Raw genomic sequence first — 18,652 nt, forward strand, 5'->3', positions numbered from 1 at the left:
GACCTCCACGTTCTGAAAGCGTGTTAGCAGGCAGGGGCTTGTTCCTTGACGTATCGCACAGTCTCGCAGCACTCCTCGATTACCTCATATCGGCACAATAAAAATGCTCGCGTGAGTTCGCAGGGCAAGTCGACAAATGTCAAGAAAAGAGAGTGACATTCGTGACATCTATCGATCGGGCCGATGTCTACCTCGCCAACCCCATGATAAAGCTTCGGCCAATCTACGCTTGACACACATGTGATCTCGACTTCATCAGTATCGTCAACGTCTTCGTCAGGATGATCGATGGTTATCTCAACCAAGTAACCTCCCTCGATATCTTCATGAGCGCAAGGGCAACTACTGATTTCTGGACAGGAATGCTTACAACGCTCCTCTACCTCGAACAAAACAGCTAGCTTGGTGACCTTGATAGCGGGGTCCCCCGGTAAAAAGGGGAATAGTTTACGCGTTACTTTCATAGTCATGGCACGCTCGCATTCCCGATTCTTGCGCGAACGTCGGAACAGTTCCCAAGCGTCGGGAAAGTCTTTTCGCAGATCCATCAATATCCAGCCATTGCCGGGCAATTTCTTGCGGGCGCTTGCCCAGGCAGCGTCTCTCAATGCATCCCCGCCTTCGCGCGATGTGTAATTCATGTGCATTACCACATCAGTAAGGCTATCCATGTCGAAGTAATTATTTTCCGCCGGAAGTTCAATTCGCCAGCAGCTTATCGCACCGAAGAATTCAAAGGGTAGATGCCTCTCATCACGAAAATTCAGCTCGAACAGCCCGGAATCATTGCGGCCAGACGATGTAGCGATAGCCTCGCGAGCACCATAATGCTTAATCAGTCGCTGATCGCCTGGATGTGCTTCATAATGTTCGTGGAGCTCATGACGGCATCCACAAGGTCCGCCCTGTCTTTCATGGCAGCACTCTGTAACCGGACATGGCAGACAAGGATCCACCCTTGTCCGGCTACTAAGTAAAGTAAGGCGGCAATGCACGCCAGTATACGGGCCCGTGACACAGGGGATAGTTAAGCTCACGCTCTTGATTCGCCGCATGTATTGCCCCGAGTAATCCACATCCAGCATCCACTCGGGAATTTCGATTTCACAGATGCCTGTGATTTTCAACCGGAGGAACTGAAGCGGAAAATGCAAGACGAGCGATATGTGCTTCGTGAGTTCGTATTCCCGGCGGTTGCAATCAATATATTCACTATCCATCCGCTGCAACGCCAGCTGCAACCGCTCCCCTGCTAGTAATCCCTCGCGAAGGTTATCCCAATCCTCGCAGCCTAGAAAATTCCTCTTGGTATACCCCAGCTCAAAGTTGAATGCCTTTTGCGCCTGTAGTGCCAAATGTCGCGCTAACTCATACATCCTCCAGTAAAGCGCTGCTGTCTCTTTTTGAAGATAGAGGTAGAGCTCATGATTGGTAAACTTATCGCGAAGCGCATCCATCATTTCGCGCGATTGTTCGAGTTGACGCTGTTGAATGTTCAGCTCTTCCAATGCCTGACTCCTTCGCCGCTCAGCGCCGAGGATTTGAACTTCGATCTGCTCGATTTCGATGTCCAATATCTCAACCTGGTGGACCCATTCGTCCAACCGGCGCTGCCAGCCTCCTTGAGTTAAGTCGAGGGATCCATTGATACCGGCAATTTCGGCATATTCATTCACAATACGAGCGATTGCTTGAAACATCTCCCCGAGCTTTGTGCCGAGTGGCAGCCAAGTTTCTTCGCAAGGAAATCCTACAAACAAGTCGGGTATCAGGCGCATGACTTCGCCAGTTGCCTCGACCGGAATGGCCGATGAGCGCAAGTTGACTGATGAATCGGTGTTGCTCTGGTAGTTCAGTTCGCCATTGTTGAGTCCAACGTCGATGAGTTGCTTGTAATAGCGCCGGTTTGTTTGGCTAACCTCCTTCGTTTTTCCAAGAGCCTTGACCTGCCAATCCGCTTCCCGCCATTGATCCTGGCGCACCTTGATCGTCATGTCAGCCAGCTGTTCCTCATGTCGTGCCCGCATAGAGGCCAAGTACTCAGCATCGCCTCGATCGAATGCCGATAGAAGTGCACCGCCCAGTTCGTGAACTTTCGCTGCCGCCTCCTGTGCTTTTTGTAGCAGAAAGACAAAACGATAAGGACTGTGGGGATGGCACCATTCCTCATCGCAACACGGTTCCTCCATCGATTCGCACCCGCAGTGATGACCTAAAGGCCCGCAGTTACAGGGTTCCTGTCCCCAATAGGGCGTCCGACATTCCACTGTATTGTTGCGCAATCGGGCATCTGTCAAGCATCGATGAACCAGCGCCAGACCCTCACTAACGTGACAGTACACTTGCATCAGGCGAGGATTGAGGGACGGAATTAGGGGCACAAACGTCGCCACAGTCTGTTTTTTCGGCGGTTCATGATTCATGACTGTACGTGGGCATGGGCCAAGGATCATCTCGGCAGTGTCTAAAACAAGACGTGCCTGCTGAGCCGATTCGCTGGAATTCTGCCGCATCAATGCTTCTGACCACTCCACCAGCGTCTCCAAATAATGCAGGAGAATTGCACGATTAAGTGCCACCTCGCGTGAGATGAGGGTGCTGTCACAGCACATCTGTGGTGGTGGGTTGAATACACGCTGTGACCCAAGGTCGGATGCGACGGGAACCGAAACGTCCGGCACACCAGGAGGCGGGATATCTTCGAAACAGTGGACCCAGGCGTTATCAACAGCCAGGGGATTCAAAGCCAGCTGATACCATTTCAGGGCAGACTCAAATCGACAGTGACAGCGTAGGACGCCGGCGACGGAAACCACAGGACTGAACAGGGAGCCGGGAAAGAGCTTATCGCCAGGTTCAACAAATACAAAATACGGGTAGGCAGGAAGTCCGGCGGGATAAGGGCTGGGAGCTGCTGGAGGATCGGCGACCATGGGAAGCGAAATACAAGAATCTGTTGCCAGGTCATAACGAAAACCTGGAAGATCGGTTCCATTGTATCCGGTGGGTATGGCGCCTCCGGCAACCGAGAATTTGAGAGAATCTCCGAGTCTTCCGAGATAGATCAGATCCGGGGTGCTGCCCAGAGTTATCTGCACATACTCGTCCGAGCGCCGCGGCTGCTTGAATTCCCCATTGTGCACACGACACCATGCCAGTCTTACAGCGGAGACCGACTTCCAGTCCAACAGCATCGGTAGTTGTTTCGCGTCATGCCAAGGTACGGATGCTTGTACCGTGGAATCGTAATATTCATCCTGATTAGATGCTTCGTTATATATCTGCGAGCCAACCAGCCAGAAGTAGTATTCGTCCACAAGTGGCGGGTGCTCGCAACCACACTCATTACAGCACACCGGTTCTTCATGAAAGTCGCTGGGGTGGAATTCGGTTGCTGCCGGGGCCACACCCCCTGCAGCAATCCGGAAAAATTTGGCGCCCAGCCGGATCGCTGCCTGAATCCAGAAAGGCAACTTTTCAGCATTTTCGAATGTAGTAGAAGATAGCACGCCAGCCGCATTCGCATTGGCTGAGCCAGGTAATCCCACTCTTCCTTCATCGGCGATGGCCGGGGCCAACCATGAAGGGCGGACGTCCCGTTCCGGTGTCCCTAATATACCAAGCCCCTCGCGCGGCGGATCTAGCAGTCGCAGTGCAGAGGGTTCGCGCTTTTGTAAAAGCTTGACCGCGGGATGCACAGGCGGGAGGTTATCTGGCCAGTATTCCAGCCCGCCTGGAACAGCAATCGTCAAACTGGAACGTCGCAACTCAGCTTCAAGGAATTGAAACGCCTCGATCTTTCGTGCTTTGCGCAACTCATTCCAGTCGACCCAATTTTCCTTGTAGAGTGAGCGGCATTTGCACTTCTCCCAGACCTGGAAGAGCTCGAATTCGTGTTTCCATAAATGCACGAAATCTGAAGAGACAATCCACTGAGGCTCGAGTCCAAGCCGGGCACGACGAATGAAAGTCTGTACCGCCGTAATGGCCTCTTCGATCCGGCTTGCTCTTTCACAACAACCCGCCTCCACATCGAGCAAGAGCAATGCACTCAAATCCTTGGCTGACTTGGCGCTTCCACCCCATGGAAGTGATACACGATTCATTCCGCACAGATAAGCGATCAGTGCTGATCTGGAGCGTTCCCGCAAGCAGTCATTAAGCTGCTTCACATCCTTGTATCGCCGCGGTTCCCCGTTCTCAAAACAGGCGTCCAGTAAAAAACGCGACAGGTTCTCGTCACCTGTTTCTGTCTCACCTGCTACAAGACTACCGGGGTCATCAGAAGCCCAAAGATCGGTCCGAGCGAGGCGGATATCATGGGGTGAAAAGTGACGCAGAAGGTGGCGGATCCATTGATCCCCGTGCCAGACCCGAACCGCCCAGCGATCGTCCTCCAAATTACCGCTTGATACTTTGTAAACCGCAGCAACCTGGCTTGTGAAATAGCTCAGAACCAAGCTGGCGTGGCGCAAGTCAATATCTAGGTGGCGCAATAGCTGGGCCGGGTTGTCCGGCTGCTTTGTAGAGGCCTCTTCGAAGAGGAGCCACACGGGGTACTCTCTGGCTTTTTCCCTATCTTGCCGCATTCGAGTGTAGTCGAAAATGCGCTCCCACCAGTCGAACAAAGCCTGCTCCCGTTTGGGTGAAGGCTTGACTCTCTGATCTTGACCGATTGACGGCGGCTGATACAGGTCCAGCAATGGCAGAAGGTTGAAATCGAAATTTGCTGCGTGCCGTGAAAACGCTGCAGGGTTGCGGTAGTAGCTCAGCCCGACAAACAAGTCGGGATGATCGAGCAGATAACCCAACTCAGATTGACGGTACTGCCTCAACGGACGACCGGAGAGCTCGAACCGGGATGCAAACAGCAAGGCTTTGAAGGCGCGTTGATATGTGCGTCGAATGTCACGCAGCGTACTGCCATACTGCAGTTTCAGGAAAAGCTGGGCAACACTGTCTTTCGGAAATTCGATCCCAACATCAAGCGCCTCATCCTTGAAATCACGAAAAAGTCGCTTCAACGGCAATGTTTCCATCCGACAGCCTGTATCTGGCCCCGAATATTTCACCTGGAAACCTGTATGTTGCGGATAAATGTCATCGACGCCCGAAAAATCTGGCGGCGGCTGAACAAACTCTATGGTGATTCCGTATGCGCCACGTTTCAGCGAGAGAGTAGATTCCACCAGCCCGTGCTCACCCGACCAATGATGACTCAGTACCATCCAGGTTTTTTGTCCTCGATTAAGCATCAACCGCCATTTGCAATGTTCGGCACGCTCGAGGTCGGGTTCTTCACCCTCCGGAACTGGCGCACCGGCCTTAAACCGGTACTCGCCCTCTTCGTCGACAAGCAGTACTCCGGACCAGTTGACGGAAAAGCTTTCCGCGCCCCCCAACTGCCTGCCCCGCTCGTCTTGAACCGCGAACCCGTTACGCAGTTCCACAAATCTGAGCTGATCAGAAGTCAGGGTCGCATCCATTGCGGGTAAAACGGTCGGGGCTGGAGCATTGAGTTCATTTTTCTCATGACCGAAGGCGCTCATGGGGCCCCGCACCTCCCGCGAAGCCAGGTTGTTGTCTGCCCGCCTGATCTGACCTAAAAGACCTGTTCCGCCAATCCCCAAGAGAGCGGCAAAAGCCCCCCCGCTGGGATTCGGTTTCCACGTCAACGCAGGCACAGCGCCTGAATCATCTTCCCAAGTCGTCACTGCCCGATTCTCATCGGCAAACAAGCGCTTCAGGATCAACCATGCTGTTGTCTTAGCATCTTCCCATTCACACTCGGTTTGCGCCGCAACATGTTTAACAAGATGCTCGGTAATTACGTGACAACGCCTGTATGCCTGAACAAAGTGCCTGCGGAACCAGTTCCAGCGTCGCTCTTCGTCTTGCTCCTCTATCAGGTGTTTCTCAGCGGCGGCAAGACTCGGAAAAAAACAGGCGAAAGGCGCCAGATCCACCCTTGGGCTGTAGTACAGGTTCTGGACCGCCTGCCGCTCCTGGGCATCCAGCGGGCGCAAGTGTTCAAGTTTTCTAATAACTGCCTCGTCCCTCAGGGGTAGCTGTATCCATAACTCATTGGTTGCGGTATCAAAATGAAAAGGCCCGTCCGGTGGTATGTTCCACATATCCGATGAGGAGGCGGCAAGACCGACCCTATACTGGCGATCTTTAACTGCAACGGGCGTGCCCGAATGCTCCAGGACTGTCGGAAAGAAATGTCGTCCCAGCGAAGTCAGATAATCGCTTCCGCCAGGGGCCACTTCGTATCCCAGTTCATCTCGAATCGCAGCTTCTATACGACGCCAACTCCACTCACGTTCTTGCTCTTCTGTCACTTCGACCGATAATAGTTTGCGCCGCAACGCTGACAATCCGTACTCGCGCTCATCGTCCGGCACTCCAAGTGGATCGCCGGAGGCCTCGTTCGCATCCTGAAGAGGGAACGGGTCATCGCCTCCCAGATGCTCATCCGATGTGAAGAGATAGAGAATTTCGCCGATACCAAAGGGAGACGCATAAATCTTTGCCAGGATTTCGGCAAAACGAAGGGTATTCGTAGGCCGAGCGTGCCAGGTATCGGAGGGTATGGCTGGGTCGAACCCGGCGAGAACGGACAGCGGATCGAGATTGGCAATCAGTAATTTGATAAAGTGCGGGGAACGGTCGCGGCTCTTGTGTCGTATCTTTGCAAGATGCTGAATGTGATCGAGAAGATGCCCGACCGCCCAGCTCCACTTTGCTGCGCCTGTACCAATCCAGAGAGCGAGAATATGGGTGCGGTCGGCACCATGAGTTCCTGGACTGACTGTTCCATCCGTCAGCTTGAGCTTGAGCCGGTCCTTAAGTATTTGAAACGCAGCAAGCTGGCGGATAAACTCCGGATTTATCGTTGCCCCATTAAACAGCTTCAGGATCTCGCAGATGTCACAGAGTTGCGAAAATGTGTACCTTGCTCCGCACACGCTCTGAAGCTTTCGCCAAAGGCGTAGAAACACGATCAGCTTCCTGAGCGCTTCTTTCTGATCCTGAGGGTTGGTAAACCATATCCAGTAATCTTCCAGGCAGCAAGGTTCGCAATCGGGCAGAGCATTCTCGTTCTGACCTTCAGTAGCGCGCGGGATATTTTGCTGCCTCCTAATGATAATGAACTCGAAGCAGCGGGATTTTTGCAGCTCCACCAGTTCGCAATAGGTGAGCCCGGTACGCTTGAGAAACTCGGGGATCAACAAAACGACGGTGAACCAGTCAACTCCCCCCGGCTTGGGATCGTCGAAACCGTACAGTTCATAAAGGACGAGCTGTCCGGGCGTCGGAACATCTACAATATCCTTGGTGAAGAGCAAATTATATTCTTCGCGATTGATCCCCAAGTATTCGATCGCTATATCGATGCGCACGGGATAGCGCCATAAATGGCTTTGAAATACAGGGGCAGACAGGCTGGGGTCAAGCGTGAATTCGGTAATATCCTGCCTAAACGTACGCATGACTTCGTAACGGCAAGTCCGGAAATGGTCCAGATATGTCCGGCAGATATCGAGTGGTTCAGAATAGGATAATGTGGGGGAAGAGAAATCCAGCTTGAGCTTCTCGTAGGCGCCAGGCTGAGCTACAGGTGTCGCCGGAGATGAATGTTCCGGGACCGCTTCGAGCAGCCTGGAGGGGTCATGACAGGCAGCTGAATGCTTTGTATCAGGCGCGCAAAGAGCATGGCCGCTTACCTTGTCAACGGCTGTGTCATAAACGACTCCAGTTGAGGCGGGAAGGGTTGCAACTAAATACTCGAGGTTTTCATTCACGATATCGATCAGCGGAAGCTGGGTCTCAGCGTTTGCTTCGGTCACGGCGAGATTGCCTAACGGACCCCGCCTCCCGGCGATAACGTCACCTAATTTTTGTTTTCCAGCAGGGGGAGGAGCGAATGGATCCTTGCAGTTCGAGGCTTCCGAGAGATTGAGCAACTCGTGCAGATATTCAACAGGACCCAGCGGAGACAGGTAACAGGGAGGAATGCAATTGACCAGTGAGCCGGGATTGACCGGTTGAAAGGGCCCGGGAGCCGGCGGAGGCGGCAACCCGACAGCGCCTGCTTTCGCATAAATACTGGCAGCTTGCGCAAATACCACTGTGCCACGCAGAGCGTCGGTGAAATCTGCCTGGCTGAGCGCCCTGATATCCGCGGCGCTAGCAAAACCGCGAGCATAGAGAGCTTCAGCCATTGAAAAGGCAAGACTCGGCGCAGGTGGCGTGACATTTGATGCAACACCGGCTACTTCACAGAGGTCATTGATGACATGCACTCTCTGATTCAGCCAGGATTGAGCGCTGGGATCGCCCGGAAAGACAGCTTGTACCGCTGTACTAACCGTTGCTTCGTTAAGCGGGCCGGCACCGAAAATGAAAGCACCTCCATAGCTGGAGACGAATCGCGCTATTACGTCAACCGATGGAGGATCCAGACCGGGAGGTGCGTCCCCGGTGATAGGGGAAATGGCCGGCGGCGAGGGCTGCACCTGGAAAAACTTTTGAGCGTGGCGGATAAATGCTGCGACTCGCGCCTCCGGGGTCCCGGGCGCTGTGAAAGGCGGCAGGAGGGCGAGGTTGCTGGGCGGTATTCCGAACAAGTTTTTCCAGTCGTTTTCTCGCAGCGCTGCCAGCTGCGATACTGAACCAACTGGAATCGCAAGTATCGCGTTGATCAGCGGCTTGTGGTTGCCGGTCAGTGCCCGGAGAACTAATTGAAGATAAGAGAAAGGCTGGGCCACAAGCTCAGGCTGCCAGAATTTGACAAAATCATCTCCCGGTCGATAAGCACGCCAGTCGGCAGCACCCGGAAAGGCAAGCCAATCGTTTATTAATGGAAGAATTGGTCCGTCAAGTTCGCATGGCGGCGCGACGGTCGATGATACGGGAGCAAGGGCGGTAAGCCTTCGCACTGCCTGTGCAGGATTAATTGCCGGCATTGGGCTAATCGTTACATCATCAACTGCAGCAGTAAGAGTGGGCAGAAGATGCTCCTGATTGTCCCGGGAGGCGAGGAGGAATCGCTGATCTGCTCCCATTTGCAGCGGCAGGTGCGCACCGAGGACGTAGAAATACTCGGCAGGAACCTGAAATGCAGGCACGAGCGGGCCGTTTGCACTATCAATAAGCACGACTGCGGTGGTACTGACTGTGATCTGCGTGCCGGTTTGCCCCGGATTGACCGGAAACTGAAGCAAGGCGGATTTCGCCTTCGTGCTCATCTCTTCGCATGCAACTGCTGTACTTGCCGCATATATGAAGCGGGCCAGCCTGTCGACCTTAGCGTTGCGTGTGGAATAATGACTGTTCAGGTCACCCTCAAATTGCATTCGCTTCTGCTCGAGAGGGCTTGTCGTGCTTCCATCATTCACTTCGAGGGAATAAAGAGCGCCAATGTTATCCCAGCCAAAAGGAATATCCTTTGAAGGCGGCAACGGAAGAGGATCCCCCTGGCCCCAAATGATTTCGTACGCAATGTGCCGTGCCTGCTCCGGCGTCAGATGACCCAAAACTGCAGGGGGCGTGGTTTGCTCATCAGCATTTAATATTGCATTTACTGCATCAGTCAGGGTTTTGTAATTCGGTGGCGAGCCGTCGTCGTTGATATCCAGAGCCGTCAGCCCTGCTGACACTGGACGTGGAAGCTTGAGGTAGATGCCAACCTGCTCGGCTGGCAAGGTGGGGAATACGGTCGTTGCCGGAACCAGCCCGGGCACTGTCACAACGTCGTAAAAGAAATTTTTGTCCGAGATTACCGTTCCGCTTCGGCTGATCTCGATTCGCAAATCCGGCAGACTGTATTCCTTATAACCGGTGGGCAGCAAGCTCGCTTCGATTACCGCTGTTGCGATAGCTTCGGGAACCGGTGGAAAAGGTGGAAAAGGTGGATTGGTGTAATGCTGAACGATGCGTGTAGCAGGATCGGGAACCCATGGATTGGCAGGATTGGGCGGCGGCAAATAATCGGCTTCGCCAATTTTCGTTCCAACCTTGGGATCGCCAGTGTAAAGGTCATAGGCGGTGATTTTCAGCCCATTTAAGTAGTTCGTGAAATCCGAACCTTTGATGGGCTTGTCTGGATGAAGACGGATGATGATGAGATTTGCCATAGAGCTAATCCGTTCTTTTGATGTATTTTATAACCCTTAACCCTGTTTTGATTTCGCTTATCTAGCTTATCTAGATTTCGCTTTCGAAGTTTTTTAGCCATATGCTCTTTAATCGTTCGCACTTGCACTTGGGAACTCCGGGTACAAAGTGGTCGATCTCGCCTGCCTGATACTGCAAACCAACTCACCTTGAAAACAAATTAACCACGCAATTCGCTGCCGCAATAATGTGACTCCCTCTATCCCTTCGAAGAAGGCTGCTACTGTCTGCTTGTCCATTAGCAAACCCAGCACCCTGACATCGGACCATGGAAGGGTGTTTTCGATTTGCCAGAGGCTCTCAGTAGTAAGGATCTCTACACCGGCGTCGAAGATGAAATCTTTAGTTAACCGGCAACCTGCCCATTCTCGATTCATTCCAAGAGTCCACCAATCGATCAATTCATTCGCTACCTTTAGTTTTGGCATCGCTATTTATTCCTAAAACGCTATCGGGTAGGCGACAAAATTTCCATAACTTGCAGTATCGAAGATCTTTGCACCCGTCTGGGGGTCGTACAACATGGTTACCCCACGATTATTTATTCCGATCATTACATGTTGGGCTTCGATAGTACTCGTTCCTGGGTAAACGACATAGAATTGTCTTGCTCGTGTGGTAGCCAATGTGTTGAACTGTACCTGGCCGAAGCGCCCGCCAGTCTGAGAAGCGATTTGTTGATTCGCCCTCGCGATGCTACCTAAATTCTCGGCCGCGTTTGCGCTGGCTGTTACTAGCTCACCTTCTTGAACGCTATTGAGAAATGAAGTGACGCAATTAACGCAATTTGTCCGTGATCCACTGGGATTAAATGGCGCTATCCGAATTTCGGAGATAGTGCCTGAGATTTCCTCAGCTGCGGCAGTCTCCGGCGCTAACAGTGCACCTTCGCCAATCCCTCCAGCCACGCCCAGTATTCCAAAGAAGAGATGAGGATCGTTCTCGTTCTTAGCCTGAGTCAGCTCTAGCAGCCCTAAGCCAAACCACACCTTCGGTGGAACCACCCTACTTGCCGCTCCGGCGACCATCACCGTCTCCGGAAGGGCAGCAATTGCCAAACCCCCGGCCCCGGTAGCAAGTGTTGCGTGGGCACTTCCACTGATAATCTCGCGCTCCACACTTGCCTGAAATCTCTGCAATGCGGGATACCCCCTTAGCGCAGGTTCGTATTGGGGCCTCAACGCACCGGTAAGATGCGCGGGAAAAAGGGAACCGAGAATTGAAACTCTTTCTCCGCCGTTGTTACCCTCACCGGGTTCGGGCCAATTGCGGCGAGATACCAACGCATTTATATACTCAGACTCAGCCCCAGATAAAACTCGGCGATGATATTGAGAATAAGTCTGACCTGAAGGAGCAGGCTGTTGTCGCGACTCCAGTGGGTGCTCTTCGGGAATACTCCTTTGTTCTTGTTCCTCCCGCAGAGTTGGCGCACTCGGGTCTATACACGATTGTGTGCTGGGGTCACACTGAGTTCCGGTAGAATCAGTAAAACTTAACGGACTATTGCGGACATAAACATAGAGGTTCGTACTATCAATCATTCCTTTCGGATCAGGACTTAACCACCTCGCCAACCAATTAGCGCAATATCGTGCCCCGTAGTAATAAAGGCCGCTCTCCTCATCTCGTTCTTTTCCCGTATAGCGATATCGCTTAGGGGTTTCGATATGGCCAAGCGCAGCTTGGTATGTCGAACCGCCGAAGGGACTGTACTCCTCGTAAGAAATAATTTGTGCTTGGCCGTCCAATTCGAGACAGGCCGAACCAAGATGGTTGGCGTATTGATAGCGTAGAAGTTGAGCAGGTGAATCGTCATCACCTCGTATTCGGGTTTCTACCAAAGCCACACGCTGCTTCTCATCCATGATGTGAAGCGTCTCTCGCTCCAGATTGACAGCTTCGCCGTCATTTTCATATTCGCGGTAAATCTCGAAACCACCTAGATAGACACGCTCCTTTGACCGCATTGGCGTTTCCCCTGCCCTAGCTCGGCTTTCGGTCACCTTCCGCACACGCTCCCCGGCGGCGTCATAGACATACCAAGTCGTCTCCGGAACGCCATCGTTCACGATCTGCTTTGCGGTGGCTTGAAGCTGGTCCCGGTAATCCCACTGCATCAGTGGCAAATGGGCCATGCCCGTGATATTGCCATGCAAGCCGGCTGAACCGTCATAGCAATAGGATTCAGTCGTTGCTCCGATCTTGGTACTGCTCAACCGGTTACTCGGCTTGCCGGCTTCCAATTGGCTGGTTTCTGTATACGAATAGGTGCGCTTCCAACCCGGCTGTGCCGCGTCATTACCGTGATGCTGCATGGCGAGGATATTGCCCACGGCGTCGTAAAGGTATTGCTCTTTGTACCTCCCCATCGCATTACCATCGGCGGGCTGGAGCAAGCCGATGCGTGGTTCGTCTTTGTAGCTATAAGGAATGGGAGGACCGCTCGCTTGGCCTAGATGCTCGCGCCCGGTTGCTTCGATCAGACGATAGATAGCGTCGTAGGAATAGTCATTGCTCGGGTCGACGCGACGGTTGCGGAAATAAATCGCCTGCTGAGCGTCGTCACGAATATGAGTGATATTGCCCGCCGGGTCGTATGTATAGTGGATATTTTGAAGCTGGCAACCAGGCCAATTGGAAGGCGGGGGTTTTGGGCAGTCGTCAGGAAAGGCGGCCAAATTGCGGCTTGTAAGGAGATGAGCCAGGCGAAAGGTGAGCGAATCGTACTTGTAGTTTGTTCGCGCACCGTTCCCGTAGTCGATCAGGATTCGCTGGCCCTTGGCGTTGTAATCGATATTGGTGATAAATGGAGTTACGGTACCGGACCCTTGCAAGTTGGCTTCGACTCGTTCCAGCAGGTTGGCTTCGTTGTATACGGGCCGGACTGCGCTCTGGTCCGGACTGATGAGCTCGGTTGGGCGGCTCAGCGCATCGTAACGTGTGTGGCTCGTGTATAATGCCTCTTCCAGCGGCACGGCGGCGGACCAATCCAAAGCCTTCTTGTACTCCCGGGGCAACTGGCGCTGGCTGCGCAATAGATTGCCCTTGAAGTCATAGTCGTCAGTGGTAACGAGGCCCGCCTGATCGAAGACTTGCACGACTTTGCCGCGCAGGTTGCCTGATTCCGGATTAGGCTGTGTTTCACCATACACTGTTCGCCCAATCCGTAGCTCCGCATTTTCGCCTTCACGGAGGAACGAGTCTGTTGGCCTGCGCAGGGGATCATAGGCGATGCGGAATTGATGCTCACGGCTATCCCAGGCGAAAATGGATTTGCCCATAGCATCGTTCAAGTGCCACCGCGCTCCCGCCTCCATGCTCGCTTGATGGATTCGGCTGCCAAGCAAATCGTAGTCATAGCGCATCACGACGCGATCCAGAGCATCGATGACCTCGCGCTGATTACCTTCAATATCCAGAAGTGATCGCGTCGCGTAAAACTCTTCCGTCGGCAACACGTCTACGGGACTATCGCTACGCTTGAAGCGATTGTGAGCGACGGTAAGAATCACGCGACCCAGGGAGTCGGAATAGGCGATGCTGGGGGTACTGGCGTGGACCGAGGTTTTGTGGGCAGCTTCCTGCTCATGCTTGCCGAGAGCACCTGAAGCACGCTTCTCGTACCATGTGGGCAAATAATCCGTATCGGGCAGGCGGCAAAAAAAGTCACCAACATTGCAATCCTTCCTAGGATCTCCTACAAGTACCGTATCGTTGACATCCCAGGTTTCCTGGCGCCAGGGATCGAACACTACTTTTTGCCATGTATGGTCCGGGTTTAAGGTACCGACTACGCGGGCGAGCGGATCGTAGAATAGAATCGGGCTTACACCTGCCTTATTGCCGAACCTGAAATCGTGGGTATCATCAAAAAATGGCTCATATTGGCGAACCGGTTTGCCTTTGTTGTTGAAGACGGTCCAGCCACTGGCGACCCAGCGCGAATCAACTACGTTTCCCCCGTCGATGATCGGTCCTGGTTCCGCCTGAATCTTCTTTTGAATTTCACGGCTAAAGCCATCTGAATAGCTGAAGCTGACCTGGACTTTTGAATGCTCCCCATCCGGCAGATCACTTACATGAGTTTCGCGAGCGATTGTTGCGGCGAAGCCTGGCAGCCATTTTTCCGAATTATCTGGGTATGCCCTTCGGCTTCGGTAGAAACGGTCCAGGTCGTAGACGATACGCGCCGTAGCCTTGCCAAGCAGTTCGGAAGACGAACGTGCTTTTGGACCTGCAAAGAACTGGTCGACCTCGGCTCGTGTGAGGTCCGCGTGGAATTCCGCTAATGAATCCCCCAGGTTTTCCGTGACCTTGCCCATGATTTCGGAGCCAGCAACTAAGCCGAGTGTATCGAAAGCCACTTCAGACCGATTGCCATTGGGGTCGGTAACAAGCTTCGGCTGGAGAACGCGATAGTCGTTGTCTGCGCTCACCGTATTACCCACCGCGTCGGTGGTACGGACGGTCAACAAGTCGTGGATATCAAACTCGATAGTGCTGCTATTCCTGAAGGGATCTTCGTACCGGCGCGGCAGGAAGAAGTGTTTGATGGCGTAATCCAGCTCGCTGCCCGGATCGACATGGGGATCAGGATCAAAAAATACCTTGCCGCTCGGAGCCCACCAACACTCCTCATCATTCAGATCCACATAGCCCCCGCCATCACCTGCCTGGCTGCCTAAAACAGCAGGAGGGTCGGGTAGTAATACCTTGGGAGGCTGGTCCCCGCTATTACGGATATAGACGGTTGCCAGCAAGCTTGGCGTAAACGCCAACTTATAACTCTCGCCGGGGAGCGCCAGGGATTCGAGAGCGCCCACAGATAGCAACCGGTCCAACTGGTTGCTTCGGTAAAGAGTGCGGCTTTGCTTGAGTAGGCGCCGATAAGGCCCTGGGCCGATCGCGTCTTTCGCGTGCCAATCCTCAAACGGAAGATCGTGCAATTCATCGCTCGCCCGTGACACCTTATCGGCAAATTCGCGGAAACGAAAAAGACTGGTAATGCCTTCGAGATTATTCGCTGGTTTTACTTTAACAATTTCATAGAGGCGCGATTCGGCAGGAAGCGGCGCGCGATAAGCGTCGTGCTGCCTGACTGCATTCGTGTAATCGTTTTCCGTCAGGGTTAAATGAGTCTGCCCCTGTTTTTCGCGATCCGCGTCCGTGAGCAGCTGGGAACAGTCTGGAAACCGACGTCCATAAGCGATGACCACAGATTTCAGCACGTTGCCGTAATCATCGACTTCCAGTGTGAGAGTATGCGAAACCCTTGGATCGGCGTGTTTGCGTCCATTGATCTCGTAGAGTTTGCGTTCGTAATTAAAGCTCAGGGACTCACGAGCATGAGTAAAAAAAACGGCATGACGATTAATCCGCTTGCATTGCAATGTTCGAATCGTGTAATTGCTCTCGGTCACCGTATAGGGCCGCTCCGATTCTTCCTTTCCGTCCAGGGCGTAGACCTCCTGCCGTAACATCGCCCCTTTTAGTGACCGGCAGGCCTCGCGAGCCTCTTCTGCCGTTAAATGTTTCGGAAGAATGGTATCGTCGAGCAGCATTGCCTCGATCTGCTCCCGACTTAATCTGCTTTTCCCATACTTTCCCGTTCCTTCACGATAGTACTCATGGGCAAGGTGCAGGGAGATGCGTTCATCCCGGAGATAGGCTCCGGTGTGGAACCAGGTTTTTGTGAGAACCGGCGGTACATGGGAAGAGGCATCAATATTGTCGCAAAAAGGAAATTTGCCGCTTTCAGTCAAGGCGGCGAATTCCTCAGTATCGAGCTGATCGACCCGCCCGAAGCCACGAAACTCTCTTTCAATCCCGTCATAAAAACCGTGGTGATAGGTATAGCGAGTGACGAAGCGATTGCGGCTCACATAGTCATATGTCTCGACACGAGTAACGACGTGGACCGGAAAAGGCAGCTTGGTCACCCATGGGGTTCCGGCTTTCTTATCTGCGAGATAGAATTCTGTAGAAGACGCGTATTCGACGCGAGTCTCTGCTCCGAGATTATTGGCAGCACTTGTTAGCAAATGCGGCTTTTGTCCGCACATGAGGTCGATATACCGGAGTTGCCGTCCAGCCTCCCGTGGCAGCGGCGAAGACCAGACAAGGCAGGCAGTGCCGTGCCCCAGAAAGTCGACCACCATGATTGACGCGACATCGTCAACCGGGGGAAACCGGCGAAGTCGCCGCGCACTGCTCCAGCCGTTGCCCGTCTCGTTGAGAAAGACCTTAATGCAGTCTTCGCCCAAGTACAAAATATCTGATGTTCCCGACCCATCCGTATCGGCTAGCCGGATTCGGCTTTGGTCGAAAAGGTCTGGCTCGTCGAAGCGTGGCGCATTATCCATATGGATCTTGGCGCCAAACCGGCCATACCCCAGGTTAGGCCAATAACAGATTTCGCCGTTACGAATACGCAATATGTCGGATAGGCCATCGCCTGACATATCCGCCAGATAAACGGATTGCTCTCCATCAGCGAAAACGATGCGTGGGCCTTTCTCTTCTTCGGCAGGCATACGAACATGCACGCCGTCCCCAAAACCTTCCTTGAGCAAGGACGGGTGCCAGGTCAGGATGTCGTCCTCAGTGACGAGAACATCAGCAACACCATCGCCAGTCAAATCGACGAACCGAAGATTGGGACTGCTCCAGTCCCTGACAGGTAATGAAAGGAAAGCTCGAAACCCTTCCCATCCCGCGTCGTGGGTCCGCTCATGGAACCCCGGAGAAAATGGCGACAAGCTGACGAGATCAAGATTGCCGTCGCCCGCCACATCCATCAACATCTGGGTCCCGCCATTCAAGGCGGCGAGCGAAGGTCGAGAACTTACGGTTTGGGTGGCCCCGAAATGCCCGTCGCCGAGATTGGGCTTGTAGAACCACGCGTCTCCTTGTTCGGTAAGAACGCCCGAAATTCCCTCTCCATCGAGATCCACCCAGCGATAGTTATTGCCGTCGATTCCACCTGGTAGATTGGCGAGACTTTCTTCATTGACTTCCGCGATCTGGTATTCATGGAAATCCGGATCTTCGAGCGGACTTGCGGTATAGGACAGATCAAGCGGAGGCAGAGATCGGGTCAAGTAGCGCGCATCCTCCTGAAGCTTATGGCCTGACTGTGAAACTTGAGTAATAAAGGAGCCCGTCGGTTTTTGAAGATAATGAAAACTTGTGGACCGCACCAGGCAGGATTCTGTGCCGAGTTCCTCAGGGAAGTGATGAAACATTAATATCCGGCAGCATAGGCGGTAGGTGCGAATTTCAAAACCCGAGCGGTAAGAAGAAAAAGGGTCTTGTCGAGCCGGCCAGGGACGGTCAGGGTTGATATCGGCTCGAGCAAAAACCCGGCCGGAATCGTCCGGCTGATCTTCGCAATAACGGCCATCACCATAATCGAACACGACCTCAAACATCCATTTTGCTTCATCAAGATCGTGGGGTTGAACGTGAGAAAGGCGAAAGCTTGGGGTGCTGGGGTCAAGAAGAAGGGGTACTCGATTGCCGTAGCGGATGCGCTTTGGATAGCGGTTTGCACATCTTGTTCGGTTGCGCTCGCTCGCCTTTGTTTTATCTATGTCGGCGTCGTTCTCCGCACCATAGTCATAAACAATGGCATTGCCTTTGTCATCGTAGCTTCGGCAAATAAGCCAACTGAAAACATGGTCGGTTTTTTCTGGATCGGCAATGCGTGAATTGGAGTCGAACCCATAAACCGTCAGGACGTTGTCCTTCGAGATCGAGCGCCAGTGAACCCCATCCCCTCTCAAGGAGGTCCAACGCTCGATCAGTGCGAACAGCCCTTCGATACGCGGCCGATACCGCTTTACCCGATAGCCCTCACGCTCAAACTCATCTGCAGTCCATCTACCGTCGCTATTCTTGAAGACTGGGACGAGATCTTCAGCGCCCGACAGGATGAAGATGTCCGATTCTTCACCGTCTCGATATTGCGGGATACCCTTATCCGTTCGACGGGTTATAGAGGGCAAGGATAAGCTCCAGCCCAGCCCAAAAATACCGTTCCCGGAGCCAGAATCATAAGTCAGAGATAGCTGAGGTCCAAATCCAGACCTCCCCGAGCTTATTGCAATGGGAACACTGAGTGAACCGGTACCGGTAACAGGATTTGCTGCAAATTTCTCATTGATGCCCCGGATCGCTCCGCCGCCCTTTGGCAAATTGATCTGAGGTGCAGAAAACGGAGAAGTCTCAGCGTTCGAGGCGCTTTTTTCAGTCTCCTTCCCGAGCTCGTTTCCCACCATATCACACTCCGATTGAGCTTTACGCTATGTAAACGGACTCATCGACAGCTGGCGTGCCTACTTGGATTACAAGGGCACGATTTAAAATATAGTGGACTTTTCGCTTGAAAATGTAAAAAAGTTAAAATTGTTTGGAAAAGCCAAAGGTCACCAGGAAGATTGGGGGATTATGCTGATAAAGGCAGAGA

Annotated in this window: 3 protein-coding genes; all 3 read right to left on the reverse strand. The window is 53.1% G+C overall.

Going from position 1 to position 18,652, the window contains the following annotated elements; all coding sequences use genetic code 11:
* Positions 1–23: 23 nt before the first annotated feature.
* On the reverse strand, positions 24–10,142 hold the full coding sequence (locus tag ACZ5BW_RS09585) for a Tc toxin subunit A-related protein (protein WP_464539320.1): 10,119 nt from the start codon (positions 10,140–10,142) through the stop codon (positions 24–26).
* 108 nt (positions 10,143–10,250) lie between these two features.
* Positions 10,251–10,610 carry a hypothetical protein gene (locus ACZ5BW_RS09590; protein ID WP_464539322.1) on the reverse strand — a complete coding sequence of 120 codons (360 nt, stop codon included), beginning with the start codon at positions 10,608–10,610 and terminating at the stop codon, positions 10,251–10,253.
* 12 nt (positions 10,611–10,622) lie between these two features.
* The gene (locus tag ACZ5BW_RS09595; protein ID WP_464539324.1) at positions 10,623–18,464 is read right to left on the reverse strand and encodes a SpvB/TcaC N-terminal domain-containing protein; all 7,842 of its coding nucleotides are present in this window, start codon (positions 18,462–18,464) and stop codon (positions 10,623–10,625) included.
* Positions 18,465–18,652: the final 188 nt, after the last annotated feature.

It is taken from the genome of Nitrosospira sp. TNL300 (assembly GCF_055385915.1).

Excerpts from the sequence above, each read along its gene's own strand:
- ACZ5BW_RS09590 (WP_464539322.1), bottom strand. The coding sequence starts at position 10,610 with ATGCCAAAACTAAAGGTAGCGAATGAATTGATCGATTGGTGGACTCTT.
- ACZ5BW_RS09585 (WP_464539320.1), bottom strand. The coding sequence starts at position 10,142 with ATGGCAAATCTCATCATCATCCGTCTTCATCCAGACAAGCCCATCAAA.
- ACZ5BW_RS09595 (WP_464539324.1), bottom strand. The coding sequence starts at position 18,464 with ATGGTGGGAAACGAGCTCGGGAAGGAGACTGAAAAAAGCGCCTCGAAC.